At 68.6% G+C, this 25,979-nt stretch carries 31 protein-coding genes, 1 tRNA gene and 1 pseudogene; 16 read left to right on the plus strand and 17 right to left on the minus strand.

All coding sequences use genetic code 11. The annotated features are described in order from the left end of the window. Nucleotides 1–8: 8 nt before the first annotated feature. From BM162_RS11515 to purC, 3 genes are all read right to left on the minus strand, one after another. The gene (locus BM162_RS11515; RefSeq protein WP_093421920.1) at nt 9–1,046 is read right to left on the minus strand and encodes a zinc-dependent alcohol dehydrogenase family protein; all 1,038 of its coding nucleotides are present in this window, start codon (nt 1,044–1,046) and stop codon (nt 9–11) included. Further along, nucleotides 1,046–1,285 carry a phosphoribosylformylglycinamidine synthase subunit PurS gene (gene purS / locus BM162_RS11520; RefSeq protein ID WP_093421923.1) on the minus strand — a complete coding sequence of 80 codons (240 nt, stop codon included), beginning with the start codon at nt 1,283–1,285 and terminating at the stop codon, nt 1,046–1,048. Before purS ends, BM162_RS11515 begins: the two co-directional genes overlap by 1 nt. 65 nt (nt 1,286–1,350) lie before the next feature. After that, complete coding sequence (gene purC, locus BM162_RS11525; RefSeq protein WP_093421926.1) at nt 1,351–2,112, minus strand: phosphoribosylaminoimidazolesuccinocarboxamide synthase; 762 nt, start codon at nt 2,110–2,112, stop codon at nt 1,351–1,353. Nucleotides 2,113–2,324: 212 nt separating this feature from the next. Between purC and BM162_RS11530 the strand changes: the two genes are divergently transcribed. Together BM162_RS11530 and bmt are read left to right on the plus strand one after the other, a co-directional pair. Beyond that, nucleotides 2,325–2,639, plus strand: a complete 315-nt coding sequence (locus tag BM162_RS11530) for a DUF1476 domain-containing protein (protein WP_093421929.1) — start codon at nt 2,325–2,327, stop codon at nt 2,637–2,639. A gap of 402 nt (nt 2,640–3,041) precedes the next feature. Next, nucleotides 3,042–4,058: a betaine--homocysteine S-methyltransferase gene (gene bmt / locus BM162_RS11535; RefSeq protein ID WP_093421931.1), complete on the plus strand. Its 1,017-nt coding sequence runs from the start codon at nt 3,042–3,044 to the stop codon at nt 4,056–4,058. Here bmt and BM162_RS11540 read toward each other — a convergent pair. Then, on the minus strand, nt 4,055–5,149 hold the full coding sequence (locus tag BM162_RS11540) for a PA0069 family radical SAM protein (RefSeq protein WP_245759246.1): 1,095 nt from the start codon (nt 5,147–5,149) through the stop codon (nt 4,055–4,057). The two genes, bmt and BM162_RS11540, sit on opposite strands and share 4 nt — an antisense overlap. A 203-nt stretch (nt 5,150–5,352) precedes the next feature. On the opposite strand from BM162_RS11540, the gene BM162_RS11545 reads away from it, so the two are divergent. The 3 genes from BM162_RS11545 to BM162_RS11555 are packed head-to-tail and all read left to right on the plus strand — an operon-like array spanning nt 5,353 to nt 6,890. Further along, nucleotides 5,353–6,060 carry a corrinoid protein gene (locus BM162_RS11545; protein ID WP_093421936.1) on the plus strand — a complete coding sequence of 236 codons (708 nt, stop codon included), beginning with the start codon at nt 5,353–5,355 and terminating at the stop codon, nt 6,058–6,060. A 22-nt stretch (nt 6,061–6,082) separates the two neighbouring features. Beyond that, nucleotides 6,083–6,265, plus strand: a complete 183-nt coding sequence (locus tag BM162_RS11550; RefSeq protein WP_093421939.1) for a hypothetical protein — start codon at nt 6,083–6,085, stop codon at nt 6,263–6,265. Next, on the plus strand, nt 6,258–6,890 hold the full coding sequence (locus BM162_RS11555; RefSeq protein ID WP_093421941.1) for a DUF1638 domain-containing protein: 633 nt from the start codon (nt 6,258–6,260) through the stop codon (nt 6,888–6,890). The genes BM162_RS11550 and BM162_RS11555 overlap by 8 nt, the downstream gene beginning before the upstream one ends. Here BM162_RS11555 and BM162_RS11560 read toward each other — a convergent pair. After that, nucleotides 6,887–7,330, minus strand: coding sequence for a SufE family protein (locus tag BM162_RS11560; protein ID WP_093421944.1), 444 nt, complete (start codon nt 7,328–7,330; stop codon nt 6,887–6,889). The two genes, BM162_RS11555 and BM162_RS11560, sit on opposite strands and share 4 nt — an antisense overlap. A 111-nt stretch (nt 7,331–7,441) precedes the next feature. Between BM162_RS11560 and BM162_RS11565 the strand changes: the two genes are divergently transcribed. Continuing rightward, nucleotides 7,442–7,900, plus strand: a complete 459-nt coding sequence (locus BM162_RS11565) for a hypothetical protein (RefSeq protein WP_093421946.1) — start codon at nt 7,442–7,444, stop codon at nt 7,898–7,900. 20 nt (nt 7,901–7,920) lie between these two features. Here the strand turns inward: BM162_RS11565 and rnd are convergent, their stop codons facing one another. The 3 genes from rnd to purM all read right to left on the minus strand — a co-directional run bounded on the left by rnd (nt 7,921) and on the right by purM (nt 10,785). Then, nucleotides 7,921–9,081, minus strand: coding sequence for a ribonuclease D (rnd, locus tag BM162_RS11570; protein WP_093421949.1), 1,161 nt, complete (start codon nt 9,079–9,081; stop codon nt 7,921–7,923). A 73-nt stretch (nt 9,082–9,154) separates the two neighbouring features. Continuing rightward, nucleotides 9,155–9,745, minus strand: a complete 591-nt coding sequence (gene purN, locus BM162_RS11575) for a phosphoribosylglycinamide formyltransferase (protein ID WP_093421951.1) — start codon at nt 9,743–9,745, stop codon at nt 9,155–9,157. Then, nucleotides 9,742–10,785 (minus strand): phosphoribosylformylglycinamidine cyclo-ligase, encoded by a 1,044-nt coding sequence (gene purM / locus BM162_RS11580; RefSeq protein ID WP_093421954.1) that lies wholly within the window; start codon nt 10,783–10,785, stop codon nt 9,742–9,744. Before purM ends, purN begins: the two co-directional genes overlap by 4 nt. A gap of 127 nt (nt 10,786–10,912) precedes the next feature. Here purM and BM162_RS11585 point away from each other — a divergent pair. After that, nucleotides 10,913–10,989, plus strand: a tRNA-Ile gene (locus BM162_RS11585). A gap of 118 nt (nt 10,990–11,107) precedes the next feature. Here BM162_RS11585 and BM162_RS23620 read toward each other — a convergent pair. The 3 genes and pseudogenes from BM162_RS23620 to BM162_RS11595 form a co-directional block, all read right to left on the minus strand. Continuing rightward, a pseudogene (locus tag BM162_RS23620) lies at nt 11,108–11,212 on the minus strand (transposase domain-containing protein); the annotation flags it as partial. 94 nt (nt 11,213–11,306) lie between these two features. Beyond that, entirely contained in the window at nt 11,307–13,196 is a 1,890-nt protein-coding gene (speA, locus tag BM162_RS11590; protein WP_093421956.1) for a biosynthetic arginine decarboxylase, read from the minus strand. Nucleotides 13,197–13,482: 286 nt separating this feature from the next. Next, a complete protein-coding gene (locus BM162_RS11595) occupies nt 13,483–13,869 on the minus strand; it encodes a SpoIIAA family protein (protein WP_177215136.1) in 387 nt (128 codons plus the stop codon). Between the two features lie 132 nt (nt 13,870–14,001). Between BM162_RS11595 and BM162_RS11600 the strand changes: the two genes are divergently transcribed. Continuing rightward, the gene (locus BM162_RS11600; RefSeq protein WP_093421962.1) at nt 14,002–15,228 is read left to right on the plus strand and encodes a cytochrome P450; all 1,227 of its coding nucleotides are present in this window, start codon (nt 14,002–14,004) and stop codon (nt 15,226–15,228) included. A gap of 37 nt (nt 15,229–15,265) precedes the next feature. Here the strand turns inward: BM162_RS11600 and gap are convergent, their stop codons facing one another. Both gap and BM162_RS22780 read right to left on the minus strand, forming a co-directional pair. After that, the gene (gene gap, locus BM162_RS11605) at nt 15,266–16,276 is read right to left on the minus strand and encodes a type I glyceraldehyde-3-phosphate dehydrogenase (protein ID WP_093421964.1); all 1,011 of its coding nucleotides are present in this window, start codon (nt 16,274–16,276) and stop codon (nt 15,266–15,268) included. 102 nt (nt 16,277–16,378) lie between these two features. Then, nucleotides 16,379–16,519, minus strand: coding sequence for a hypothetical protein (locus BM162_RS22780; protein ID WP_177215137.1), 141 nt, complete (start codon nt 16,517–16,519; stop codon nt 16,379–16,381). 219 nt (nt 16,520–16,738) lie between these two features. Between BM162_RS22780 and BM162_RS22785 the strand changes: the two genes are divergently transcribed. Together BM162_RS22785 and BM162_RS22790 are read left to right on the plus strand one after the other, a co-directional pair. After that, complete coding sequence (locus BM162_RS22785; protein WP_177215138.1) at nt 16,739–16,900, plus strand: hypothetical protein; 162 nt, start codon at nt 16,739–16,741, stop codon at nt 16,898–16,900. 111 nt (nt 16,901–17,011) lie between these two features. After that, nucleotides 17,012–17,176: a hypothetical protein gene (locus tag BM162_RS22790; RefSeq protein ID WP_177215139.1), complete on the plus strand. Its 165-nt coding sequence runs from the start codon at nt 17,012–17,014 to the stop codon at nt 17,174–17,176. Between the two features lie 66 nt (nt 17,177–17,242). Here BM162_RS22790 and coaD read toward each other — a convergent pair whose 3' ends face one another. The 3 genes from coaD to BM162_RS11625 form a co-directional block, all read right to left on the minus strand. Then, complete coding sequence (gene coaD / locus BM162_RS11615; protein ID WP_093421969.1) at nt 17,243–17,731, minus strand: pantetheine-phosphate adenylyltransferase; 489 nt, start codon at nt 17,729–17,731, stop codon at nt 17,243–17,245. An 82-nt stretch (nt 17,732–17,813) separates the two neighbouring features. After that, complete coding sequence (locus BM162_RS11620) at nt 17,814–18,248, minus strand: CBS domain-containing protein (protein WP_093421972.1); 435 nt, start codon at nt 18,246–18,248, stop codon at nt 17,814–17,816. 57 nt (nt 18,249–18,305) lie between these two features. Continuing rightward, nucleotides 18,306–19,202: a LysR family transcriptional regulator gene (locus BM162_RS11625; protein WP_093422096.1), complete on the minus strand. Its 897-nt coding sequence runs from the start codon at nt 19,200–19,202 to the stop codon at nt 18,306–18,308. A gap of 104 nt (nt 19,203–19,306) precedes the next feature. Here BM162_RS11625 and BM162_RS11630 point away from each other — a divergent pair, with 104 nt between their 5' ends. The 6 genes from BM162_RS11630 (at nt 19,307) to mmsB (ending at nt 25,230) form a co-directional block, all read left to right on the plus strand. Further along, nucleotides 19,307–20,806 carry a CoA-acylating methylmalonate-semialdehyde dehydrogenase gene (locus BM162_RS11630; protein WP_093421974.1) on the plus strand — a complete coding sequence of 500 codons (1,500 nt, stop codon included), beginning with the start codon at nt 19,307–19,309 and terminating at the stop codon, nt 20,804–20,806. Between the two features lie 213 nt (nt 20,807–21,019). Beyond that, nucleotides 21,020–21,304, plus strand: a complete 285-nt coding sequence (locus tag BM162_RS11635) for a glycine zipper 2TM domain-containing protein (RefSeq protein ID WP_093421977.1) — start codon at nt 21,020–21,022, stop codon at nt 21,302–21,304. A gap of 75 nt (nt 21,305–21,379) precedes the next feature. Then, the gene (locus tag BM162_RS11640) at nt 21,380–22,507 is read left to right on the plus strand and encodes a carboxylate-amine ligase (RefSeq protein ID WP_093421980.1); all 1,128 of its coding nucleotides are present in this window, start codon (nt 21,380–21,382) and stop codon (nt 22,505–22,507) included. Between the two features lie 97 nt (nt 22,508–22,604). Beyond that, on the plus strand, nt 22,605–23,165 hold the full coding sequence (locus BM162_RS11645) for a L,D-transpeptidase (protein WP_093421982.1): 561 nt from the start codon (nt 22,605–22,607) through the stop codon (nt 23,163–23,165). A gap of 152 nt (nt 23,166–23,317) precedes the next feature. Continuing rightward, the gene (locus tag BM162_RS11650) at nt 23,318–24,361 is read left to right on the plus strand and encodes an enoyl-CoA hydratase/isomerase family protein (protein ID WP_093421985.1); all 1,044 of its coding nucleotides are present in this window, start codon (nt 23,318–23,320) and stop codon (nt 24,359–24,361) included. Continuing rightward, the gene (gene mmsB, locus BM162_RS11655) at nt 24,358–25,230 is read left to right on the plus strand and encodes a 3-hydroxyisobutyrate dehydrogenase (protein ID WP_093421987.1); all 873 of its coding nucleotides are present in this window, start codon (nt 24,358–24,360) and stop codon (nt 25,228–25,230) included. The genes BM162_RS11650 and mmsB overlap by 4 nt, the downstream gene beginning before the upstream one ends. A 217-nt stretch (nt 25,231–25,447) precedes the next feature. On the opposite strand, the gene BM162_RS11660 is transcribed toward mmsB, so the two are convergent. Further along, nucleotides 25,448–25,909 (minus strand): Lrp/AsnC family transcriptional regulator, encoded by a 462-nt coding sequence (locus tag BM162_RS11660; protein WP_093421990.1) that lies wholly within the window; start codon nt 25,907–25,909, stop codon nt 25,448–25,450. Between the last annotated feature and the right edge of the window lie 70 nt (nt 25,910–25,979).

Below are 25,979 nucleotides of genomic sequence, written 5' to 3' on the forward strand. Positions count from 1 at the left end.
GCGGCCCCTCAGTTCAGGAAATCCGTGACGACGGCCACGCCCGGCGGCGTCGGCCCGTTCATGGCGCGCAGTTCGGCGCTGACGTCGGACAGCGCGATCTCGCGCGCGATCAGCGGGCTCAGGTCCACCGCGCCGCTCTCGATCAGGCTCAGCAGGCTGGGGTAGCGCCACGACGGCATCCCGCGCGAGCCGTAGAGGGCGAGGTTGCCCATGTAGACCGCGTTCATGTTGATATCCATGCGCGCCTGGTGGCCCACCGGCATGCCCAGTTGCACGTGACGCCCCAGAGGTCGGAGGCACTCGACCGAGGCATTCACCGTCGCGTCGATCCCCAGCGCCTCGACCGAGACATGGGCGCCGCCGCCGGTGATCTCGCGGATGCGCGCGGCGGTCTCGCCCTCGCGCGCGTCAATGGCGGCCTCGGCCCCCAGGGACAGCGCGTGATCGAGCTTCTCTTGCACCACGTCCACCACGACGACCCGCGCCCCCAGCGCCCGGCCCAGCAGCATCGTCGACAGGCCAAGCCCGCCGGTCCCGTGCACCGCGAGCCATTCGCCGCCCTTGAGTGCCGCGCGCCCCGTCAGCGCGTGCCAGGCGGTCGTCACCCGGCAGCCGAGCCCGGCTGCCAAGGTGGGCGACATGCTCTCGGGCAGGCGCGTGAGGTTGTGGTCGTAGGGGACGGCAACGTACTCGGCGAAGGCGCCCGGCTCGACGAAACCTGGCAGCCGCTGGTTCGGGCAAGTCGTCTGTTCGCCCGACTGGCAGTTCGGACAGGAGCCGCAGGCCAGGATGAACGGCGCGACCAGCACGTCGCCCACCCGCCAACGCGACCGCGGCCCGGCCTCGACAACCTCGCCGCAGTATTCGTGCCCGCCGATCTGGCCCGGCTTGACCCGCGGATGCTCGCCCGACCAGCCGTGCCAGTCTGAGCGGCAGACGCCGCAGGCCAGCACCCTGAGCACCACGCCGTCCTCGGGACACGCCGGCTGCGCCACGTCCTCGAGCGACAGGTCGGCGTTGTACTCGCGCAGCACCGCGGCGCGCATCACAGCACCTCGACCCGGTAGCTTTCAATCACCGTGTTGGCGAGCAGCTTCTCGCACATCTCGCGCACCTGCGCCTCGGCCTTGCCGGCGTCGTCTTCGGCCAGGTCCAGTTCGATCACCTTGCCCTGGCGCACGCCCTCGACCCCCTCGAACCCCAGCGATCCCAGGGCGTGGCGCACGGCCTCGCCCTGCGGGTCCAGAACGCCGTCCTTCAGCATCACGTGCACGCGCGCCTTCATGCGCCACTCCCCTGTTTCTTCTTCGCGAAAATGCTCACGACACCGCTGCCGCCCGCGTCACCCTTTCAATTGATGAGCGTGGGCTTCGCCGCATGCGTGACGTTCGAGGGCAGCACCCCCAGGCGCCGCGCGACCTCGGTATAGGCATCGGCCAGATCGCCCAGGTCGCGGCGGAACACGTCCTTGTCGAGCTTCTGCCCGCTCTCGATGTCCCACAGCCGGCAGCTGTCGGGGCTAATCTCGTCGGCGACCACGAGCCGGGGGAAGTCGTTCTCCCAGATGCGGCCGATCTCGATCTTGAAGTCCACCAGCTTGATGCCGACCGCCAGGAAGCAGCCCGACAGGAAATCGTTCACGCGCAGCGCCAGCGCCACCATGTCGTCGAGGTCCTGCTGCGCCGCCCAGCCGAAGGCGATGATGTGCTCTTCGCTGACCAGCGGGTCGCCCAGCTTGTCGTCCTTGTAGCAGAACTCGACGATCGGGCGCGGCAGCGGCGTGCCCTCGGCCAGTCCCAGCCGGGTCGAGATCGAGCCGGCGGCGAAGTTGCGCACGATGACCTCGAGCGGGATGATCTCGACCGAGCGGATCAGCTGCTCGCGCATGTTGATGCGCTTGATGAAGTGGTTCGGGATACCGACCTGAGTCAGCCCCTTCATAAAGAACTCGCTCAGGCGGTTGTTGAGCACGCCCTTGCCGTCGATGGTCGCCTTCTTCTGCGCGTTGAAGGCGGTGGCGTCGTCCTTGAAATACTGCACGAACGTGCCCGGCTCGGGGCCTTCGTACAGGATCTTCGCCTTGCCTTCGTAGATCTTCTTGCGACGTGCCATGTAAGCTCCAATGCCATCGCCCGCGGATCCGCCCCCGGTCGGGCGCCGCGGTCGCGTGTTGCGCGCTCCTATAGGGCAGATGGGGGCTCTCGGCAAGAAATGTAACGTCCATGCTGCCCGGGGCCGCGATGCCGCACCCAGGTGGCAGATCTTGCGGGAGCGTCGGACCGGCGGCATACCGAAGACACGGATAGTGACGCGGGGAGGATTCCATGACCACCTTCGACGAACGCGAGCGCGCCTTCGAGAACAAGTTCGCCCACGACGCCGAGATGCAGTTCCGCGCCGAGGCGCGGCGCAACAAGCTTCTGGGCCTGTGGGCGGCTGAACTGATGGGCAAGACCGGCGACGACGCCGAGAATTATGCCAAGGAGATCGTGAAGGCCGACCTCAGCAAGCCTGAGCACGAGGCCGTCGTGCAGCGCGTCGCAATGGACCTCGGCGGCGACGCCGACGAGGCCACGGTGCGGCGCAAGATGGACGAGCTTCTGACAGTCGCCAAGGCCCAGCTGATCGACGAGGTCTGAGACCTGCGCCGGCCCGCCCCGCGGGGTCGGCCGGCGGCACGTCCCGGACGCCGCAAATACGACTTCCATTCACCGCATGCGAAGACGTCGCATGCGGCTGCCTTCAACGGCTTGTCCGTCCTCGGCCGATAGACCCGCCGCGAGCGGGTAACGGGGTTTTCCAAAGATGAGGACTGCGCCGGTTCAAGCAGGCCTTTGCGCCCGAGTGGGAGCGGCTGTACTTCGCCGCGCCGGGGCGCCTGTCGCTCCTGCTCGCGGAGCTCGACATCGCGCGGGCCATTGCGCGGCCTGCGCTCCTGCCTCATGAAGATCATGAAGGCTCGCCATTTGCGCCGCCACCGCAGACGTGGCATCACCCGCCGCAACCCGAGCCCGAGGGCTCTATCCCAGAGGCGATTTCCGATGACCGACCTTCTTTCCCGCCTGCTGTCCGAGCGTGAGTGGCTGCTCGCCGACGGCGCGACGGGCACGAACCTGTTCAACATGGGGCTGCAATCGGGCGACGCGCCGGAGTTCTGGAACGTCGACCACCCCGAGAAGATCCGCGACCTCTATCGCGGACCGGTCGAGGCGGGCAGCGACCTTTTCCTGACCAACTCGTTCGGCGGCAATGCGTCGCGGCTCAAGCTGCACAACGGGCAGGACCGGGTGCGCGAGCTGAACCGCGCCGCCGCCGAGCTGGGGCGCGAAATCGCGGACAAGGCGGGCCGGCCGGTTGTCGTCGCGGGCTCGGTGGGTCCGACCGGCGAGATCATGGAGCCGATGGGCACCCTGACCTACGCCGACGCGGTCGAGATCTTCCACGAACAGGCCGAGGGCCTGAAGGAAGGCGGCGCGGACGTGCTGTGGATCGAGACGATCAGCGCCGCCGACGAGTACAAGGCCGCCGGAGAGGCCGCCGAGCGCGCGGGCATGCCCTGGTGCGGCACCATGAGCTTCGATACGGCCGGGCGCACGATGATGGGCCTGACCTCGGCCGGGATGGTCGACATGGTCGATAAGCTGAAATGCGCAAAGCCGCTGGCCTTCGGCGCGAATTGCGGCGTCGGCGCCTCGGACCTTTTGCGCACCGTGCTGGGCTTCGCGGCGCAGGGATCGGAGCGACCGATCATCGCCAAGGGCAATGCCGGCATCCCGAAATACGTGGACGGCCACATCCACTATAACGGCACGCCCGAGCTGATGGCGGATTACGCCGAGCTTGCCCGCAACTGCGGCGCGACCATCATCGGCGGCTGCTGCGGCACCACGCCCGAGCACCTGCGCCTGATGCGCGAGGCGCTCGAGACGCGGCCGAAGGGCGCGCGCCCCACGCTCGACGAGGTGGTGGAACGGCTTGGCGGTTTCTCCTCGCCTCAGGACGGGACCGAGGAAGGCGGCGGCGCGCCCGTACGCACTCGCCGCCGGCGCGCGCGCTAGAACAGCAGAAGCTGGTCGCCCGGCTGCGGCGGCACGCGGAACAGGTCGGTGCGCAGGGGCGGCAGCTTTCCGTCGAGCCCCAGCCGCCTGGCCGCGATGTCGAACCGCCGGGCGATCATCTGCGCATGCACGCCCTCGCCCCGCATGCGGTGGCCCCACTCGGCCGAGTACTCCTGCCCGCCGTGCATCTCGCGCAGGCGGGCCATCACCTTGGCCTTGCGGTCGGGATAATGCTCGGCCAGCCACTCCTGGAACAGCGGGCTGACCTCGAGCGGCAGGCGCAGCATGATCCAGCTTGCCCCCGCCGCGCCCGCGTCGCGCGCGGCCTGCAGAATCGCCTCCATCTCCGGATCAGTCAGCCCCGGGATCACCGGCGACACCATCACCCGCACCGGCACCCCTGCCCGTGCCAGCGTCTCGATTGCCTTCAGCCGGCGCTGGGGTGACGGCACCCGCGGCTCGAGCTTGCGCGACAGGTCCCGATCGAGCGTGGTGACCGAGATGCCGACCGCCGCCAGCCCATCGGCCGCCATTTCGGACAGTATGCCGGCGTCCCGCTCGACCATCGCGCCCTTCGTGGCGATGGTGACGGGGTGGCGGAAGTCGCGCAGCACCTCGAGCACGCTACGCATGATGCGCCGCTCGCGCTCGATGGGTTGATAAGGGTCGGTGTTGGTACCGATGGCGATGGGCCTGGGGACATAGCGCCGCGCCGACAGCTCCTTCGCCAGGCGTTCCGGCGCGCCGGGCCGCGCGATCAGCTTCGTCTCGAAATCCAGCCCCGGCGACAGACCGAGATAGGCGTGCGTGGGCCGCGCGAAGCAATAGATGCAGCCGTGCTCGCACCCCCGGTAGGGGTTCACCGACCGGTCGAAGCCGATGTCGGGCGAGGTGTTTCGCGTCAGGACCTTCTTCGCCGTCTCCTCGCGCACCTCGGTGCGCAGTGGTGGCAGGGGTTCGCCGTCACCGGGCCAGCCGTCGTCCTCCGCCGCGCCGGACAGCCGGTCGTAGCGCACCGCCGGGTTGCTTGCGGCGCCACGGCCCAGGGCGCGGGAACGGGTGGAGGGATGCGGATCCATAGGGTACAACATGGAACATTATAAGAACATCGTCCAGCCCCGCCGCGGGCCATAATCATCATGAAGACTTTTCAGTGTTCCGCGCGTTCCTGCGTGAGGCCGCGACGGATATATGTCGCGTGTGCTCGGGCGCGTGTCGGAAACCGGAAGGTGGGCGCGCCGAAAACAGCTAATCGTCGCCGCAAGGGCCACGGCGCGCGCAGGAGACTGGCAGGATGTCCGACGAAGAAGACGATATCGTTCTGAGCGAACTGGACGACGACGAGCTCGTACAGCAGATGCAGGACGACCTTTACGACGGTCTCCGGGAAGAGATCGAGGAAGGCGTGAACATCCTGCTCGAACGCGGATGGGAGCCCTACCGCGTGCTGACCGAGGCGCTGGTCGGCGGCATGACCATCGTCGGCAACGACTTCCGGGACGGCATCCTTTTCGTGCCCGAGGTGCTGCTGGCCGCCAACGCCATGAAGGGCGGCATGGGCATCCTCAAACCGCTTCTGGCCGAAACCGGAGCGCCCAAGCAGGGCAAGATGGTCATCGGCACCGTGAAGGGCGATATCCACGACATCGGCAAGAATCTGGTGTCGATGATGATGGAGGGCGCGGGCTTCGAGATCGTGGACCTGGGCATCAACAACCCGGTCGAGAACTACATCGAGGCGCTTCAGCGCGAAGAGGCCGACATCCTCGGCATGTCGGCGCTGCTGACCACCACGATGCCCTACATGAAGGTCGTGATCGACACGATGGTCGAACAGGGCATTCGCGATGATTACATCGTGCTCGTTGGCGGCGCCCCGCTGAACGAAGAGTTCGGTCGCGCCATCGGCGCCGACGCTTATTGCCGCGACGCGGCCGTGGCTGTCGAGACCGCGAAACAGTTCGTGTCGCGCAAGCACAACCAGATGGCTGCCGGGGGCTGACCCGGCGGAGGGGAGCATATCGATGCCCATGAGCCGCTACCTGACCATTCTGGGAAGCGTCATCCTCGCCGCCGGGTTGACCGTGTGGCTGGCCGCCGGCGTCTTTGCCGGGGCCGACGTGATGAACGGCCTTCCGCTGGTGGCGATCCCCGCGCTGCTGGTGCTTTACCTTGCCTGGCGGCGCATCAGCGACCACCGTGGCTGACCCCGACGACGCGACACTGGCGCGCGCGGGTCTGCCGGCCACGGGACGGGGCCGCCTGCTGCTGATCGCGTGCGGAGCGCTGGCGCGCGAGATCCTGGCGCTGAAGCGGGCGGGCGGCTGGAACCACATGGACCTCGTCTGCCTGCCCGCGATCCTGCACAACACGCCAGACCGCATTCCGCAGGCTGTGCGCGCGGCAGTGGAGAAGCATCGCGACGCCTACGACTCGATCTTCGTCGTCTACGCCGATTGCGGCACCGGCGGAGCGCTGCGTCGCGTCTGCGACGAGTCGGGCGTGGAGATGGTCGAGGGGCCGCACTGCTACAGCTTTTTCGAAGGCAACGCCGCCTTCGCCGCCCGCGACGAGATCACCGCGTTCTACCTGACCGACTTCCTGGTCCGGCAGTTCGACGCCTTCGTGATCCGGCCCCTCGGGCTCGACCGCCATCCCGAGCTGCGGGACATGTATTTCGGGAACTACGAAACGCTTGTCTACCAGGCGCAAACCGACAACCCCGCGCTCGACGCGCAGGCGCGTGCGGCGGCGGACCGGCTGGGGCTCGCCTATGAGCGGCGGTTCACCGGCTACGGAGAGTTGGCGACGACGCTCGAGCGGCTGGCCTAGCCCGCCGCCACGCCCTGCCCGGCCGCGCGCGAGGCGATCTCTCGGATGCGCTGGACCATGGCGCGCAGGCCGTTCGAGCGTTGCGAGGACAGGTGATCGTTCAGGCCCAGACGTTCCAGTTCGCCCGGCGCGTCGATCTTCAACACCTCGCCCGCCGTGCGCCCGGAATAGAGCGCGCGCAGCACCGCGATCAGGCCCTTCACGATCATCGCGTCGCTGTCGCCGCGGAAGCGGACCACCGCCTGCGCGCCCTCGCCCTCGATCTCGGGGACGAGCCAGACCTGGCTCGCGCAGCCCTCCACCTTGGTGGCGGGCACCTGCAACTCGGGCTCGAGCGGTTCCATCTTCTTGCCGAGTTCGATGACGTAGCGATACCGCTCCTCCCAGTCCTCAAGAAACTCGAAGGTCTCGGCGATCTCTTCGAACGCTTCGCTGGCCATGACGTGTCCTCTCAATCTCGCCCCTGACCTAGGGCTGGGGGGCGTGCTGCACAAGGCTTTTCAAGGCCGCGGCTTTGGGCTAACCGGAAACGGAAAAAGGGGAGAGATTTCATGGGCCGAGGGCTGCTGACCGCCATCGTGATCGTGGGCACCGCCGCCGGATGCGCGCGCGTGGCCGACTCGCGGCTCAACCCGTTCACCTGGTTCGGCGGCTCGTCCGAGGTGGCCGTGACCGAAGAAGCGGCGGTGACGGACGGACGCCCGCTGATGGACCGGGTGGTGGCTCTGACCGTCGATCCGACGCCGGGCGGTGCGGTGGTGCAGGCGACGGGCCTGCCGCCGCAGCAGGGCTACTGGAACGGTGAACTGATCCCCAGCCCGGCGGACGTTCCGGGCGACACGGTGGCCGAGTACCAGTTCCGCGTCGCCCCGCCGTTCGAGCCCACGCGCGTCTCGACCCCGCAATCGCGCGAGGTCGTCGTCGGAACCTACCTGACGCAGGAGCAGCTGGCCGGCATCCGCGAAATTCGTGTGGTCGGTGCCGGGAACGCGCTGGCCGTGCGCCGCTAAAAGCGCACGGCCCCGCGGGGTCAGCTCAGCTCGAACACCTTGACCTGCGCGCCGTTGGCGATCAGGCCGATCTCCCCCCGGCACAGGCGCACGGCGTCCTCACCGAACACCTTGTTGCGCCAGCCGCGAAGCGCCTGAACCTGCCGCTCTCCGGCGGCAATGGCGTCGAGATCGGCGGAGGTCGCGATCAGCTTCTGCGCCACGCCCGTGGCCTCGGATTTGGCCTTGAGCAGAACGCGCAGCAGGTCGGCCAGCGCCGGGTTCACCTGGAGCTTGTCGCGCGACCGGTCGACTTCGGGGAACTGGGCCGGCGGCGTCTCGAGCCCGGTCTTCACGGCCTGCAGGATACCCTCCGCGATGTCGCCCCGCCGCGCCTCGCGCAGAAGCAGGCGCGAGCGGCCCAGCTCTTCCATGCTCTGCGGCTTGGTCGAGGCCAGCTCCAGCAACGCATCGTCCTTGTAAACACGGCTGCGCGGGATGTTGCGCGACTGGGCATAGACCTCGCGGAACTTCGCCAGCTCCTTGACCACCGCCATGAACTTGCCCGAGTTGGTGCGCGTCTTGACGCGCTGCCACGCCTGCTCGGGATCGACGACATAGGTCGCGGGATCCAGCAGCACCGACAGCTCTTCTTCCACCCACTCGGTCCGACCGGTCTTCTCAAGCTCGGCCGACAGCCATTCATAGATCACCCGCAGATGGGTGACGTCGGCGATGGCATAGGCCTTCTGCGCCTCGGTCAGCGGGCGGCGCGACCAGTCGGTGAAGCGCGAGGTTTTGTCCAGCGAGGCCTTCGCCACCTTGCGCACCAGCGTCTCGTAGCCCACCTGCTCGCCGAAGCCGCAGACCATGGCGGCGACCTGCGTGTCGAACAGCGGCTTTGGAAACACCCCGCCCTCGACATAGAAGATCTCGAGATCCTGGCGCGCCGCGTGGAAGACCTTGACCACGCTCTCGTCGCGGAACAGGTCGTAAAGCGGATCGAGCGACAGGCCCGACGCCAGCGGATCGACCAGCACCGCGTCCCCGGCGCCGTCGCCCGAGATGGCGAGCTGCACAAGGCAAAGCTTCGAGTAATACGTCCGCTCTCTGAGGAATTCCGTATCGACGGTGACATACGGGCGGGTACGCGCGCGCTCGCAGAACTCGGCGAGCTCCTTCGTCGTGGTGATCGTGATCATTCGGGCGGTTCTTGTCCTTTGTCGTTCTCCCGCGTGGGCGCGTCTTAGCAAATGACGCGCAAAAGGGAAGCGGTCAGGCGAGATCCAGCCGGCTGCGGTCGCCCTGGGCGAAGCGGCGCAGGACGGCGGGGTAAAGCCGGTGCTCCATCGTCAGCACCCGCGCGGCCAGCGTCCCGGCCGTGTCGTCCGGGCGCACCGGCACCCGCGCCTGCCCGAGGATCGGACCGTCGTCCAGCTCCGCCGTGACCTCGTGCACCGTGCAGCCCGCTTCCGTGTCCCCTGCCTCGAGCGCGCGGGCATGGGTGTGCAACCCGCGGTACTTCGGCAGGAGCGACGGGTGAATGTTCAGCATCCGCCCGGCGTAGCGGTCGATGAAACCGGGCGTGAGGATGCGCATGAAACCCGCGAGGCAGATGATGTCGGGCCCGGCGGCGTCGATGCATTCGGCCAGAGCGGCCTCGAACGCGGCGCGGTCGGTGTCGAAGGGACGGTGATCGACCGCCGCCGTCGGGATGCCCCGCGCCTCGGCCTTCCTCAGTCCGCCGGCCTGCGGATCGTTCGACGCCACCAGCACGGGCCGGGCCGGGTGGTCTCCGGTCATGCTGTCGACCAGCGCCAGCATGTTCGACCCGCCGCCCGAGATCAGGATCGCGACGCGCTTCACGCAAGCGTCCCGTCATAGGACACGCCCTGCCCAGCCACCACCGTGCCCAGCCGGTGCACCGTCTCGCCCTCATCGGCCAATAACGCGGCCAGCGCGTCGGCGCGGTCGGCCGAGACGACGACGACCATCCCGATGCCCGCGTTGAATGTCTTGAGCAGTTCGTCCTGCGCCAGCCCGCCCTGCCCGGCCAGCCATCCGAAAACCGGCGGCAGCGGCCAGGCGCCCAGGTCGATGCGCGCGCCCAGCCCCTCGGGCAGCACGCGCGGCAGGTTCTCGGTCAGCCCGCCGCCGGTGATGTGCGCCAGCGCGTGCACGCCGCCTGCACGCACCGCCGCCAGCACCGGCTTGACGTAAAGCCGCGTCGGCGCCAGCAGCGCCTCGCCCAGCGTGCCGTCGCCGAAGGGGGACGCGTCGCCCCAACCCAGCCCCGACCGCTCGACCACCCGCCGCACCAGGGAATAGCCGTTCGAGTGCACGCCGTCCGAGGCCAGCCCCAGCAGCACGTCGCCCTCGGCCACGCCCTCGGGCAGTGCCGCGCCCCGCTCCATCGCACCCACGGCGAAGCCCGCAAGGTCGAAGTCGCCCGCGGCGTACATGCCCGGCATCTCGGCCGTCTCACCGCCGATCAGCGCGCAGCCCGAGCGCGCGCAGCCCTCGGCAATGCCCGAGACGATGCGTGCGGCGCTGTCGACCTCGAGCTTGCCGGTCGCGAAGTAATCGAGGAAGAACAGCGGCTCCGCGCCTTGGCAGACCAGGTCGTTGACGCACATCGCCACGAGGTCGATGCCGATCGTGTCGACATTGCCGGTGTCGATGGCGATCTTGAGCTTGGTGCCCACGCCGTCGGTCGCGGCCACCAGCACCGGGTCGTCGTAGCCAGCCGCCTTGAGGTCGAACAGCGCCCCGAAGCCGCCAAGCCCGGACATCACGCCGGGCCGCTTGGTTCGTGCCGCCTCGGGCTTGATCCGGTCCACGAGCGCATTGCCCGCATCGATATCGACCCCTGCCTCGGCATAGGTCAGGCCGCTCTTCTCGGTCATCCCGGCATCCCCTCAGATCGCGTTCGCGCGCGCCCCGCGCTTATCCGATCCGCCCGCGCAGGGCAACGCGCCCCGCACCCGAACCGCTTGACCGCCCCGGCGGCTCTGCTAAGCACGGGGTCGGTCAGGGCCTGTAGCTCAATTGGTTAGAGCAGAGCGCTCATAACGCTTTGGTTGGGGGTTCGAGTCCCTCCGGGCCTACCAACAAATCAAGTACTCACGCGAAGCTCCCTAGCCTGCTTGAAGTTCACCCGTGCTCCGACACCGTCGGCATCCGTTGTATTGTGCCGAACTTGGACGGCATGTAGTCGGGAGGTACGGCTATGGTCTGAGCGAGCGGCACCCAGTTCCACGGGAGCAGGTCGTCGAGGCGGTTGATCTTGTGGTCGCCGATCCGGGCGAGGATGTCGGCGAGGCAGGCTTCGGGACTGGCGACCTTGCAGCGGCTGGCCCAGCTAAGCCGCTGAAATCATTCATTGGGGCTCACTCCCTCCCGGCCGACCAGACACGCGCCGCATTCCTCACTCGTAATACGTGTACCCGTTGATGCTGCTGCGGTAGGCTTCGATCAGTTGCCGGCCCTCGGAGGCGTCGAGCTTGCGGTTCGAGATGGCGCGGTCGACGGCGCGGCGGAAGCCGTCCATGCAGTCGCGCGGGTTGTACTCGACGTAGCTGAGCACCTCGCCGATCGTGTCGCCCTCGACCTCCTCGATCAGGTCGAACTCGCCGTTCTCGCGCAGCTCGATCGTGGCGACGTTGGTGTCGCCGAAGAGGTTGTGCAGGTCACCCAGGGTTTCCTGGTACGCGCCGACGAAAAAGGTACCAAAGAGATAGCGCTCGTCGGGCCGGATATCGTGAACGGGCAGCGTGGCCGAGACGCGGTCGGCCAGGATGAAGCGGTCGATCTTGCCGTCCGAGTCGCAGGTGATGTCCGACAGGATCGCGCGCCGGTCCGGCACCTCGTTCAGGCGTTGCAGCGGCACCAGCGGGTGAAGCTGGTCGATCGCCCAGACGTCGGGCAGCGACTGGAAGAGCGAGAAGTTGCAGTGCAGGATGTCCGCCGTGCTTTCGAGCTGCGCGACGAGGTCGGGAGAGCCGCCGGTCTCTTCCGCAAGCCGCCGGATGCGCGACATCAGGCGCAGGTATATTCGTTCGCCCCGCGCCACCTGACGCAGGCCGATGGTGCCGCGGCGAAACAGCGCCCTGAGTTCGTTGCGGTAGTAGCTCGCGTCGTTGACGCACTCCTGCAGCCGCCCCTCGACCACGTAGTCCCCGATCCCGGCGAGGTCCGCGACCAGGTGGTGGTCGTCCGGTTCGGGCGCCGGCGCGGTTTCGACGTCGAACAGCGTCGCCTCGAGCACGTCGAAGACCAGCACCGACGACATCGCCACCACCGCACGGCCGCTCTCCGTAACGAGAGTCGGATGCTCCACGCCGGCTTCGTCCATGGCATAGCGCACCGTTTCGACGATGCTCGCGCAGTACTCCTTAACCGAGTAGTTCACCGAGCTCTCGGTCGCCTTCATCTCGCCGGTATAGTCGACGCCCAGACCGCCGCCGAGATCGAGATGGGTCAGCGGCACCCCTTCGGCCAGAAGCTCGGTGAAGTAGCGGCAGGCCTCGGTTGCGGCGCGGCGCACGTCGTTGACGTCGGGGATCTGCGAGCCGAGGTGCGAGTGCTGAAGCTTGAGGCAATGCAGAAGCCCCGCCTCCTTCAGCCGGTCTACCGATGTCACGAGCTGCTCGCTGTTGAGCCCGAAGGCCGATCGGTCGCCGGAACTGGCGGCCCACGCTCCGCCGATCTGGTTGGTCAGCTTGACCCGGACGCCCAGAAGCGGGTCCACGTCCAGCTCGCCGGCCACGCGGATCGCGATCTCGACCTCGTTGAGGCTTTCCAGGACGATGACAGTGTTGAAGCCCAGCTTGCGCGACAGGATGGCGAGGCGGACGAACTCCTCGTCCTTGGTGCCGTTGCAGACGATGAGCGCGTCGTGCGGCAGCGGCTGGCTGAGCGCGATGACCAGCTCGGGCTTCGAACCGGCCTCGAGCCCGAAGCCGAAGGGTTGCCCGTATTCCACGATGCGCCGGACGATCTGCGCCTGCTGGTTCACCTTGATCGGGAAGACGCCGCGATAGGCGCCGCGATAGCCGGCCTCGGCGATGGCGTCGCCGAAACTTTCGTTCACCCGCCGCACCCCGTGTTCCAGGAACGACGCGACCCGCAGCAGCACGGGCGTCTGCACGCCCCGCGCGCCCAGCGCCTCGACGACCTTCGGCAGGCTTACCGCGTGCGTCGACTCTGACAGCGGGTTGCGGATGCCGATGTCGCCGGTCTCCAACACCTCCACCAATCCCTTGCCCCAGCGCTCCACGCCGTAGACCCGGTGCGGCCCGTCGATCTCGTCCCGCATGTCGTCTCCTCCTTCGCCGTGGGGCTGTGGGTGTCTGTCCAGACCACACTAGAGGGACTGGCGGCGGGGTCCACCCGATCGGCTTTCGGCAGCCGGGCGAAGAGGCCCCAAGCGGCGACCGCTTGTTCCTCGCTCAGCGCCATCGCCGGAACGCGATGTGGATGACGCCCTCCCGAAGCGCAGGCGCCGCCTCACGCGGGCGGATCATGGTAAGGGTGCGCTCGGCCGCGGAACTCTGCTGTCCAAGCCGAACCTGGCCGCTCGAGCCTCGCCGCCGGCCGACCGCTCACACCGGGCGGGCTCCCACGAACGCCCAGGCGGCGTCCTCATCTTCCTGCGGGAACGTCTTCGCATCCACAGGGATGACGCGGCCGAAGCTTTCGATCATCGTCTGCGCGACCTTCGGCCCCCCCACGACGGCGTAACGGTCCACGTTGGTGATCGAGCGCAGGTCGGCCTTCATCGACTGGCTGCCATAGCCGATGGCGGCGTCCCCCAGGTCGAAGTCCTCGAGCAAGAACAGCACGTTGACGCCCTGATGGGTGTCGAAGGCCGCGTTCATTTCGGCGGCCATCTTCTCCATGCCCTCGCGGTTGAGCTGCCCGGTGACGCGGAAGGCATAGACGTCGGGGCGGTCTGTGGCGATGCGGGTGACGCCGGCAGGCAGGTCCATCGGTGCCTCCTCCATTCGGGTGTCTCGCCCGCTCAACACCCGCCGCACCGCCGCCGTTCCGCCCCCTCCACCGGCAACCGAGTGGGCCGCCGCCGCGTTGGCGCGACAGCGCCAGCAGAGACAGGAGCAACCATGTCGCAGATGCCGACCGAGACCGCGCCCGACAGCACCATCCCCTTCCGGGCCGACCCCTACCGGTTCATCTCGAAGCGCTGCGCCGCGCACGGCAGCGACGCCTTCGAGGGGCGGCTACTGCTGGAGAAGACGATCTTCCTGCATGGCCCCGAGGCGGCCGAGCTTTTCTATGACCAGTCCCGCTTCCGCCGAGCCGACGCCTTTCCCTCGCGCATCAAGAAGCTGATGTTCGGGCTCGGCGGCGTGCAGGGGCTTGACGGGGCGGCGCACGTGCACCGAAAGGCGATGCACCTGTCGATCATGACCGAGAACAACATGGACCGGCTCGAACCGCTGCTCGCCGCGCGGCTGCGCGCCCGCGTCCCCGTCTGGCGCGAGGCGGGCGAGGTGGCGCTGCATTCCGAGTTGCTCCAGGTCGCCGCCGAGGCCGCGGCGGAGTGGGCCGGAGTTCCGCCCGAGGCCGACATGAACCTGCGCCGTCGCCAGATGCAGGCCATGTTCGAGCACGCGGGCTCCGTCGGCCCGGTTTACATGCGCGCGCGTCTGCAACGGCGGCGGGCCGATGCCTGGGCGCACGACCTGATCGCCCGCACCCGCGCCGGCGAGATCGCCCCGCGCCAGGGCAGCGCGCTCGACGTCATCGCCGGTTGGCATGACCCCGAGGGGCAGCCCCTGCCCGCCGATGTCGCCGGGGTCGAGCTTCTCAACGTCCTGCGGCCCACCACGGCCGTCGGCGTCTTCCTCGTCTTCGTGGTCCACGCGCTGGCCACGGACGGGGTCCATCCGCGCACCGACGAGGAGGTGCGCCGCTTCGTGCTGGAGATCCGCCGCCACTACCCGTTCTTCCCCGCCGTCGGCGCGCGGACCACGCGCGAGTTCGAGTGGAAGGGCCTGCCGTTCCCCGAGGGCCGGCTGGTCCTGCTCGACATCTGGGGCACGAACCGCGACCCGCGCACATGGTCGGCCCCGGACGATTTTCGCCCCGAGCGGTTCGCCCATCGCAAGCCCGGCCCGTTCGAGATGATCCCGCAGGGCGGCGGCGACCACCCGCACAACCACCGCTGCTCGGGCGAGTGGATCACCGAGCGGATGATGGCCGTGACGACCCGCTTCTTCGTCGAGGAACTGGAATGGGACGCGCCCGAGCAGGACCTGTCGCTGGCCTATGGCGAGCTTCCGGCGCGGCCGCGGGACGACATGCGCATCAGCCTTCACCCCGCGTGAGCGGGGGCCGGGACCTGCCCGGCCCACCGCTGTCGTCTCAGAGCTTGCCCATGGCCACGGCGGTGTCGGCCATGCGGTTCGAGAAGCCCCATTCGTTGTCGTACCACGACAGGACGCGGCACATCGTGCCCTCCATCACCTTCGTCTGGTCGGTGTGGAAGACCGAGGAGTGCGAGTCGTGGTTGAAGTCCGAGCTGACGAGCTTTTCGTCGGTGAAGCCCAGGATGCCCTTGAGCTCGCCGTTCGCGGCGGCGCGCACGGCCTCGTTGATCTCCTCGACGCTGGTCTGGCGCGCGGCGGTGAAGGTCAGGTCGACGACCGACACGTTCGGCGTCGGCACGCGGATGGCCACGCCGTCGAGCTTGCCTTCGAGCTGCGGCATCACCTTGCTGACCGCGCGGGCGGCGCCGGTCGAGGTCGGGATCATCGACATCGCCGCGGCGCGGGCGCGGTAGAGGTCCTTGTGCATGGTGTCCAGCGTCGGCTGGTCGCCGGTGTACGAGTGGATCGTGGTCATGAAACCGCGCTCGATGCCGATGGCGTCGTGCAGCACCTTGGCGACCGGCGCCAGGCAGTTCGTCGTGCACGAGGCGTTCGAGACGACCTTGTGCTGCGGCTTCAGGCTGTCGTGGTTCACGCCGTAGACGATGGTGGGCACGTCACCCTCGACCGTGCCCGAGACCGGGGCCGAGACCAGCACGCGGGTCGAGCCGTTCTCGAGGTGCAGCGCGGCCTTCTCTGCGGCGGTAAAGATGCCCGTGCACTCCAGCGCCACGTCCACGTCCTGCCAGGGCAGTTCCTTGGGATCCTTGATGGCGGTAACCTTGATCGGCCCGCGGCCCACGTCGATGCTGTCCTCCCCGACCTTCACCTCGCCGGGAAAGCGGCCATGCACGCTGTCATAGCGCAGCAGGTGGGCGTTGGTCTCGACCGGGCCGAGGTCGTTGATGGCGATCACCTCGATGTCGGTGCGGCCCGACTCGACGATTGCCCTCAGCACGTTGCGGCCGATGCGGCCGAAGCCGTTGATGGCGACTTTGACTGCCATGATCTCTCTCCTCGTGTCCGGCCCGGCGCGGGCGGCTCATCCGCCCCGCGGGGACTTGGTCGCTACTCTGTTACTTTTGTCTCCGAGGTCAACCGGATGGCGCTAACGCCAGAAGGCGATCGCGTTGGTCAGGTCCACGAACCTGCGGGCGAGGAAGATGTGCGCGTCGAGCCCCAGCCAGAAGTTGAGCGCGAGCGCCGCCAGGATCAGCGCCCCCAGCCCGGCGGCGACGGAATTTGTCATGTCGTATCCCCGTGTTGCGCCCCGACCATGCCAGAGCGCGCGCCGCCGCGCCAGAACGGGCGGCGGCACGAGGGCGGCGAGCACGCGCGGAAGACCGCCGGAAACCATGCTTTCGCTGCATAGCAGCATGGCGAAAATGGGCGTTGTTGCGCGCTAACACCGTCGCCAACTTACGGGTCGAGGAGGACGACACACACCCCCTGCAAGGGACCGACGACGATGACCTTCCTGCAAGAGTACAAAGCCCGCGCCCGCAAGCGCGCCGCCTATCGCCGCACCGTGGCCGAGATCCGCTCGATGCCGCTCGACGTGGCGCTGGACCTCAACATCTATCCCGGCGACGCGCACCGCATCGCGCGGCAGGCCGTCTACGGCGCCTGACCGCGCCCTGCGGGCACCGCATACCAGCCAGACATCCGCGCCGCGTGTGAGTTGGGCCACGGCCCCTACCTCGGCGACGCAACACCGCCAGACCCGAAGGGAGACGGCAGCATGAAGACCATGATCCACAGCCTCCGCGCCGCCGCAGCGCGCCGCGCCGCATATAAGCGCACCCGCCGCGAGATCGCGTCGATGCCGCTGGGCGTCGCCCACGACCTCGACATCGATCCGACGCAAAGCAGCGTCATCGCGCGGAACGTCGTCTATGGCCGGTAACTCCGGCCCGACGGACAACACCGACGACTGAGACGGGCGTGCCGCATGGGCGCGCCCGTCGCCGTTTCAGCGGAACTTCTGTTGGAGCGCGGCGCGCACGGGCGGCGTGACGAACTTCGACACGTCGCCGTTGAGCCGCGCGATTTCCTTCACCAGCTTCGACGCGATCGCCTGGTGCTGCGCGTCGGCCATCAGGAACACCGTCTCAACGCTGTCGTCGAGCGCGCGGTTCATGCCCACCATCTGGTACTCGTACTCGAAATCCGAGACCGCGCGCAGGCCGCGGACGATCAGGCTCGCGCCCACGTCGCGCGCCGCGTCGATCAGCAGGTTCTCGAACGGGTGGACGACGATCTCGGTCCCGTGCTTCTGAAGACCCGCGCAGGCCGTCTGGATCATGTCGACCCGCTCCTCCAGCGAAAACAGCGGGCCCTTGTCCCGGTTTATCGCGACGCCGATCACCAGCCGGTCCACCATCGCGCAGGCGCGACCAATGATGTCGAGATGCCCCAGCGTGACCGGGTCGAACGTCCCCGGATAAAGGCCGATGCGCATGTGCCGCCCCCTCTCTCGTGCCCGCGCGCACGCAACTATATTGCGCCCTGGCGCGCAAGGGGTGAATCGGCAGCCGGACCGCTCAGTGGCCCATTACCATGTCCTGAAGCGCGTCGCGCTCCATCGACAGCTCGGACAGGCGCGCCTTGACCACGTCCCCGATCGAGATCAAGCCCACCATTTCGCTGCCGTCCATCACCGGGATGTGGCGGAACCGGCCCTCGGTCATCTTCGCCAGTACGGCGTCGGCGGTCTCGTCCCGCGTGCAGCCCACGAGCTCCCGCGTCATCATCTCGTCCACCGTGTCGCCCAGGCAGGTCGGGCCGCGGCGGCCCAGCTCGCGCACGATGTCACGCTCGGACAGGATCCCCTCGGGGTGCGTGCCGTCCTTCGAGATGACGACTGCGCCGATCCGCCGCTCGGCCAGGAGCGCGGCGGCGTCCGACACGCTGGTGCCCGGCGCGAGCGTGACCACGCCCGTGTCCGACTTCGACTTCAGGATCTGGTGAACCAGCATCGCGGCCTCTCCTCGCTTTGACCTCAAGTGAAGCGTCCTCCGCTGCGCCCCGCGCTGTCAAGTCAACGCTTCCAGCCGGGCAATCTCGGCACGAAGCCCCTCCCCCAACGCGGCGGCGAAGCGGTTGAGCCGCTCGACCCGGCGGTCGTCGCTGTGCCGGATCAGCCAGAACGTGCGGGTCAGGGACACCTCGTCGGGCAGCACCTTCACCACGCCCGGCGCCTGCGGCAGCGCGAAGTCGTGCACCACGCCGACGCCCGCGCCCTGCCGGATCAGGCCGAGTTGCACCGAGACCGAGTTCGACGACAGCGCCACCCGCTCGACCCCCGTCTCGCCCAGATAGTCGAGTTCCTTGTCGAAGATCATGTCGGGGATGTAACCGATCACTGAATGGTTCTTCAGGTCGTCCCGCCCGGTCACCGGATGTCGGTCCAGATAATCCCGCGCGGCGGCCAGATGCAGGCGGTAATCGGCGACCTTCTGCACGGTGAGCCGTCCCGCCGTTGGGCGCGAGACGCCGATGGCCATGTCCACCTCCCGGCGCGACAGGTTGAGAAGCCGCGGCAGCGCCACGATCTGCACCTCGAGCCCCGGGTTCCCGGCGGCGATCCGGGCGCAGACCTGCGGCAGCAGGAAGTTGGCGCAGCCGTCCGGCGCGCCGACCCGCACGACACCCGACAGCCCCGCCTGGTCGCCGCGCAACTCCTCGACCGCGCCGGTCATCGCCTGCTCGGCCACCTCGGCATGCGTCAGAAGCCGCTGGCCGGCGCCGGTCAGGCCGTAGCCCTGCGGCGACTTGGCGAACAGCGGCGTGCCCAGGCCCTCCTCCAGCCGCGCCACCCGCCTGCCCACCGTGGCGGGGTCGAGCTTCAGCACCCGGCCCGCGCCCGACAGGCTTTCGGCCCGCGCCACGGACAGGAATATCCGCATATCATCCCACTGGAGTCCCTGCATCGCACCCGCATCCACGCAAAACCCTTTTGGGAAACTGCCGCTTCCTGCCGCATCGGCGCAAGCCTATTCTGGCCCGCGAAACACAGACCTTCAGGGAGGCTCCGATGCAGGAACTCAGCCACTGGATCGACGGCGATCACGTCAAGGGCGGGTCGGGCCGCATGGCCGACGTCTTCAACCCCGCCACGGGCGAAGTGCAGGCCAGGGTGCCGCTCGCCTCGAAGGACGAGGTCGACGCCGCCATCGCCCGCGCCGCCGAAGCGCAGCCGAAATGGGGCGCCACCAACCCGCAGCGCCGCGCCCGCGTGCTGATGGAGTTCGTCCGCCTGCTCAACCGCGATATGGACAAGCTCGCCGAGGCGCTGAGCCGCGAGCACGGCAAGACCTTCCCGGACGCCAAGGGCGACGTCCAGCGCGGGCTCGAGGTGATCGAGTTCTGCATCGGCGCGCCGCACCTGCTGAAGGGCGACTTCTCGGACAGCGCGGGGCCCGGCATCGACATGTACTCGATGCGCCAGCCGCTGGGCGTCGTGGCCGGGATCACCCCGTTCAACTTCCCCGCCATGATCCCGATGTGGAAGATGGGCCCGGCGCTGGCCTGCGGGAACGCCTTCATCCTCAAGCCGTCCGAACGTGACCCCTCGGTCCCGCTGATGCTCGCGGAACTGCTGAAGGAGGCCGGCCTGCCCGACGGCATCCTGCAGGTCGTCAACGGCGACAAGGAAGCGGTGGACGCCATCCTCGACAACGAGACGATCCAGGCGGTGGGCTTCGTCGGCTCGACCCCGATCGCGCAGTACATCTATGCCCGCGGCTGCGCCAACGGCAAGCGCGTGCAGTGCTTCGGCGGCGCGAAGAATCACATGATTGTCATGCCCGACGCCGACATGGACCAAGCCGCCGACGCGCTCGTCGGTGCGGGCTACGGTGCTGCCGGCGAACGCTGCATGGCGATTTCGGTCGCGGTGCCCGTGGGCGACAAGACCGCCGACGCGCTGATCGAGAAGCTGGTGCCGCGCATCGAGAAGCTGAAGGTCGGCCCCTACACCGCCGGCGACGACGTCGATTACGGCCCGCTGGTGACGGCGCAGGCGAAGAAGCGCGTGCTCGGCCTGGTGAACTCCGGCGTCGAGCAGGGCGCGGAGCTTGTCGTCGACGGGCGTGACTTCAAGCTCCAGGGCTATGAAAACGGCTTCTTCGTGGGCCCACACCTCTTCGACCGGGTGACCACCGACATGGATATCTACACGCAGGAGATCTTCGGCCCCGTCCTCTCGACCGTGCGCGCTGGCAGCTATGAAGAGGCGCTGAAGACCGCGATGGACAACGAGTACGGCAACGGCACCGCCATCTTCACCCGCGACGGCGACACTGCCCGCGACTTCGCCAGCCGCATCAACATCGGCATGGTCGGCGTGAACGTCCCGATCCCCGTGCCGCTGGCCTATCACACCTTCGGCGGCTGGAAGAAATCGGGCTTCGGCGACCTCAACCAGCACGGCCCCGACAGCTTCAAGTTCTATACCCGCACCAAGACCGTCACGGCCCGCTGGCCCAGCGGCCTGAAGGAGGGCGGCGAGTTCCATTTCAAGCAGATGGACTGATCCGGCGGAGCGGCTGCCGCCGCACGCCATTTGCGTCCAGCCTCACCGCGCCGCCCCGCTTCTGGCGGCGCGCGTGTGTCAGGCGGCAGGATCGCCTCCGGCGGGAGTATTTCCGGCAAGAGGATGCCCATTTCGGCAAGGTCCCGCGCACCGCAGGAACCACCACCTGCCGCTTCGTCTTGTTCTGGCGGAGAACGCAAGGAGGAGAGAGACATGCGCGCGAAGATTTTCGGCCTAGTGAGCGCCGCCGCCCTGACGCTGGCGGGCTGCGAGAACCTGACGGACGACCAGCAGATGTTCGTGGGCGGCCTGGGCGGCGCGACCGCCGGCCTGATCACCGCGGAAGTGCTGGACGCCGACGACGACTGGCGGCTGATCGCGGCGCTGGCCGGCGCCACGGCGGGCACGCTGGTGGCCCGCAACAACGACACCGGCATGTGCGCCTATGCCCGCGGCGACGGCACCTATTATCGCGCCGCCTGCCCGCGAAACTATTGACGGCGGCGGCGCCGCGGCCATTGCCGCGGCGCCCCGCCTCTGCTTTCCTGGGCGCCGGACCTGACGGGGTGCGGCATGGGAACGCCTGACTTCACCATCGGCATCGAAGAGGAGTATCTGCTCGCCGATGCCACGACGCTGGACCTTGCCGACGCGCCCGAGGCGCTGATCGCGACCTGCAAGGAACGGCTCGAGGACCGCGTCAGCCCGGAATTCCTGCAATGCCAGGTCGAGGTCGGCACCAGCGTCTGCCGCACGGTGGCCGAGGCGCGCGAGGACCTCGCCCACCTGCGCCGCACGGTGGCCGAGGTGGCGGGCGACCACGGGCTGGTCCCGCTGGCCGTCTCCTGCCACCCGTGGGGCGACTGGAAGGCGCAGCACCACCGGGACCGCGAACGGTACAACGACCTGCGGCGCGACCTGGGCGGCGTCGCGCGACGCATGCTGATCTGCGGCATGCACGTGCATGTCGGGCTGAACGACGACGAGCTGCGGCTCGACCTGATGAACCAGCTCACCTATTTCCTGCCGCACCTTCTGGCGCTGAGTTGCTCGTCGCCCTTCTGGCAGGGCGAGGATACGGGGCTGGAAAGCTATCGCCTGGCGGTCTTCGACAACCTGCCGCGCACCGGCCTGCCCCCGCGCTTCGCGAGCTGGGCGGAGTACCAGCGCTCGGTGCAGCTTCTCATCGACACCAAGCTGATCGAGGACAGCACCAAGATCTGGTGGGACCTGCGCCCGTCGCACACGTTCCCCACGCTCGAGACGCGGATCTGCGACGTCTCGCCCCGGCTGGATCACGCCGCCTCGATCGCCGCGCTGATCCAGTGCGTGACGCGGACGCTGTGGCGGCTGCGCGGCCAGAACCTGCGCTGGCGCATCTACGAACGCTTCCTGCTGGGCGAGAACCGCTGGCGGGCGCAGCGGTACGGGCCGTCGGAGGGGCTGATCGACTTCGGCCGGGGCGAGATCGTGCCCTTCGCCGACCTGCTCGAGGAGTTCATCGCGCTGGTCCACGAGGACGCGATGGAGCTGGGCTGCGTGCGCGAGGTGGACGCCGCGCGCGACATCCTCGTCACCGGCACCAGCGCCGCCCGGCAGCGCGCGGTCTTCGCCGAGGCGACCGGGGCAGGCGCCGAACCGCGCGAAGCCCTGCGCGAGGTTGCGCGGCACCTTTCCGCCGAATACCACCACGGGCTTTAATTCAATCACGCGCATGTGACCTTGCGCCCACTGGATTTCACGTCCCGCTCACGCGAGGGTGCGGCCGAGGTCGCAGATCGAGCAGAAAGGCCCGGACATGCACGAAAAATTCACCCGCCGCGCGGCACTGGCCATGGGCGCTGCCGCGCTTGCCACGCCGTCCATCCTGCGCGCCGAAGCGAGCGCCGACTGGGCGCGCCGCAACGCGTCGAGCTTCCGCACGCAGAACTGGCAGGACCATTTCGACGCTCTGGACCGCGTCACGCTGCTGGCCGACACCCGGTCGCGCGCCCTGCACTACTGGTCGGCCGACGGATCGGATTACCGGCTCTATCCCACCTCGGTCCCGATGAGCGAGGAGCTGACCAAGCGCGGCTACACCGAGGTGGTGCGCAAGAAGGAAGGCCCCGACTGGACCCCGACGCAGGACATGATCGCCCGCGATCCGGACCTGCCGCGCTACATGCCGCCGGGGCCGGGCAACCCGCTGGGCACCCATGCGCTCTATCTGTCATGGCCGGCCTACCTGATCCACGGCACCCACGACACGCGCAAGATCGGGCGGCGCTCGTCCTCGGGCTGCATCGGCCTGTTCAACGAGAAGATCGCCGAGCTGTTCGAGCTGGTGCCGGTGGGTGCGCAGGTCCGCGTCATCTGAGCCGGCGGGCTTGCCAGCCCGGCTTCGATGCGGGACATTTCTTCCGGCGTGACCGCGCCGGGAGGAGACATGCAAAAAGCACCACGCCACGACCGGGCGGCGGCCGCCGCCCGTCCGGGCCCCGAAGGCTCACCGCGCCCGGCGGTGACACCGTGAGCGATATCCACATCCGCCGCGAGGGTTGTGCCGGCCGCATCACGCTGGCCCGGCCCCGGGCGCTGAACGCGCTGACGCACCGGATGTGCCGACAGATCGACGCCGCACTGGCCGACTGGGCGCAGGACGATGCCGTGTCCCTCGTGATCTTCGACGCCGAGGGCGATCGCGCCTTCTGCGCCGGCGGCGACATCTCCCACGTCTACCGCGATGCCGTGCGCGGCGATTTCGGCTCGGCTCAGGCCTTCTGGCGTGACGAGTACCGGATGAACCGGCGCATCTTCCGCTTCGCCAAGCCGGTGGTGTCCTTCCTGCACGGTTTCGTCATGGGCGGCGGCGTCGGCATCGGCTGCCATGCCGCGCACCGGGTCGTGGACACGGGGGCGCAGATCGCCATGCCCGAGGTCGGCATCGGCCTCGTCCCTGACGTCGGCGGCTCGCTCCTTCTCGCCCGTGCGCCGGGGCGGCTGGGCGAGTATCTGAGCACGACCGGCACGCGGATGAGCGCCGCCGATTCCATCTTCGCGGGCTTCGCCGACCTCCACGTCCCGCGCGACGCCTGGCCCGGACTGATCGCGCGCCTGAGCGAGGACGGCGATCGCGCGCCCCTCGCCGACGCCGCGACGCCGGCCGGCGACAGCACCCTCGCCCGCCAGCAGCCAGACATCGACCGCCTGTTCGACGTCGACACGCTCCCCGGCATCGTCGCCGCGCTCGAGGCGGATGACAGCGACCTGGCGCACGCCGCGCTCGGACGGCTCGAAGCGGCCTCGCCCCTCTCGGCGGCTTGCGCGCTGGAACTTGTCCGCCGCGTGCGCCGCGCCGACACGATCGAGGATGCGCTGCGCCACGAATACCGCTTCACCCACCGCGCGATGGAGCAGGCCGACCTGCTGGAGGGAATCCGCGCGAAGGTCATCGACAAGGACGGCGCCCCGCGCTGGAGACACGGCGGCGCCGACGACGTGACCGAGGCGGAGGTCGCGGCGCTCCTCGCCCCGCTCGACCCGGACCCCCTCGACCTCGGAGACGCGACATGAAGATCGGTTTCATCGGCCTGGGCAACATGGGCCGTCCCATGGCGGAGAACCTGGCCAAGGCCGGGCACGACGTGCGGGGCTTCGATACCGTACAGGTTCAGCCCGAAAATGTACGGATGGTACGCTCCGCAGCCGAGGCGGCCACCGACGCCGAGGTGGCGATCACCATGCTTCCGAACGGCGAGGTCCTGCGCGCCGTCGCCGACGAGGTCGTCCCGGCCATGGGGCGGGAAGCGGTGTTCCTCGACTGCTCCACCGTCGACGTCGACAGCGCCCGCGCGGTCGCAGCCCAGGCCGAGGCCGCCGGCCTCCTCCCCCTCGACGCCCCGGTCTCGGGCGGCGTCGGCGGCGCGCAGGCGGGTACGCTGACCTTCATGGTCGGGGGCTCCGAAGACGGCTTCGGGAAAGTCGCACAACTCTTTGAGGTGATGGGGCAAAAAGCCGTCCATTGCGGCCCCTCCGGCAACGGCCAGGCGGCGAAGATCTGCAACAACATGATCCTCGGCATCACCATGATCGGCACCTGCGAGGCCTTCGCGCTGGCCGACAGGCTGGGGCTCGACCGGCAGGCGATGTACGACGTCGTCTCCACTTCCTCCGGCCAGTCCTGGAGCCTGACGACCTATTGCCCCGCCCCCGGCGTCGGCCCCGCCTCGCCCGCCGACAACGACTACGCACCCGGCTTCGCCGCCGAGCTGATGCTCAAGGACCTCCGCCTTGCCCAGCTCGCCGCTGCCAGCGCCGGCGCCGACACGCCGCTTGGCCGCGCCGCCCGCGACCTCTACGAAACCTTCGTGGAACAGGAAGACGGCGCCCGGCGCGACTTCTCGGCCATGCTCCCCCGCTTCGAGAAGCGCCACCGAAGCTGACGGGTGGTGCCGCCGGGGCGTGAGCGTCGAAAGGTGCGGGCGGTCCGGTGAGGTAAGCGCCGGTGTCATCCCTGCGAAAGCAGAGACTTCTTACCGTTAGCGCTTTGGTCGAACGGCGGAGTCAGCGGCGCGAGGCCCCGCCTGCGCGGGGGTGACAGGTGCTGCGCCGCGGCCCGAGGCCCCCGCCTGCGCGTGGGTGACAGCCGCCCCCGCCATCTCACAACGGCAGCATCGTCGTCGACTTGATCTCCTCCATCGACAGCAGCGCCGTGACGTTGTGGATTTTCACCTCGGAGATCAGCGCCTGGTAGAAGGCGTCGTAGGCGCGGGCGTTCTTCACGCGGACCTTGAGGATGTAGTCGATGTCGCCGGCCAGGCGGTGCGCCTCCTGCACCTCGGGGCGGGCGCGGAGCGCGTGGAGGAACCTGTTCTGCCACTCGGCCTCGTGCTCGGAGGTGCGGATCAGAACGAAGAAGCAGGCCTCGAACCCCAACGCCTCGGCATCCAGGATCACGGTCTGCTGGCCGACGATCCCCGCCTCGCGCATCTTGCGGATGCGGTTCCAAACGGGCGTCTTCGACGACCCCACTTCGCGCGCGATGTCGTCGAGCGACTGCGACGCGTCGCGCTGCAACTGCGCGAGGATTTTCCGGTCCATCTCGTCCAGCCGGATCGTCATTCCTGTGATCCCCTTCTGCCCGTGCCGATCGTTTCGATCTCACGCCTGATAGAAACACCCGTCCTTATTG

It is taken from the genome of Tranquillimonas alkanivorans (assembly GCF_900115595.1).
GTDB classification, from domain to species: Bacteria; Pseudomonadota; Alphaproteobacteria; order Rhodobacterales; family Rhodobacteraceae; genus Tranquillimonas; species Tranquillimonas alkanivorans.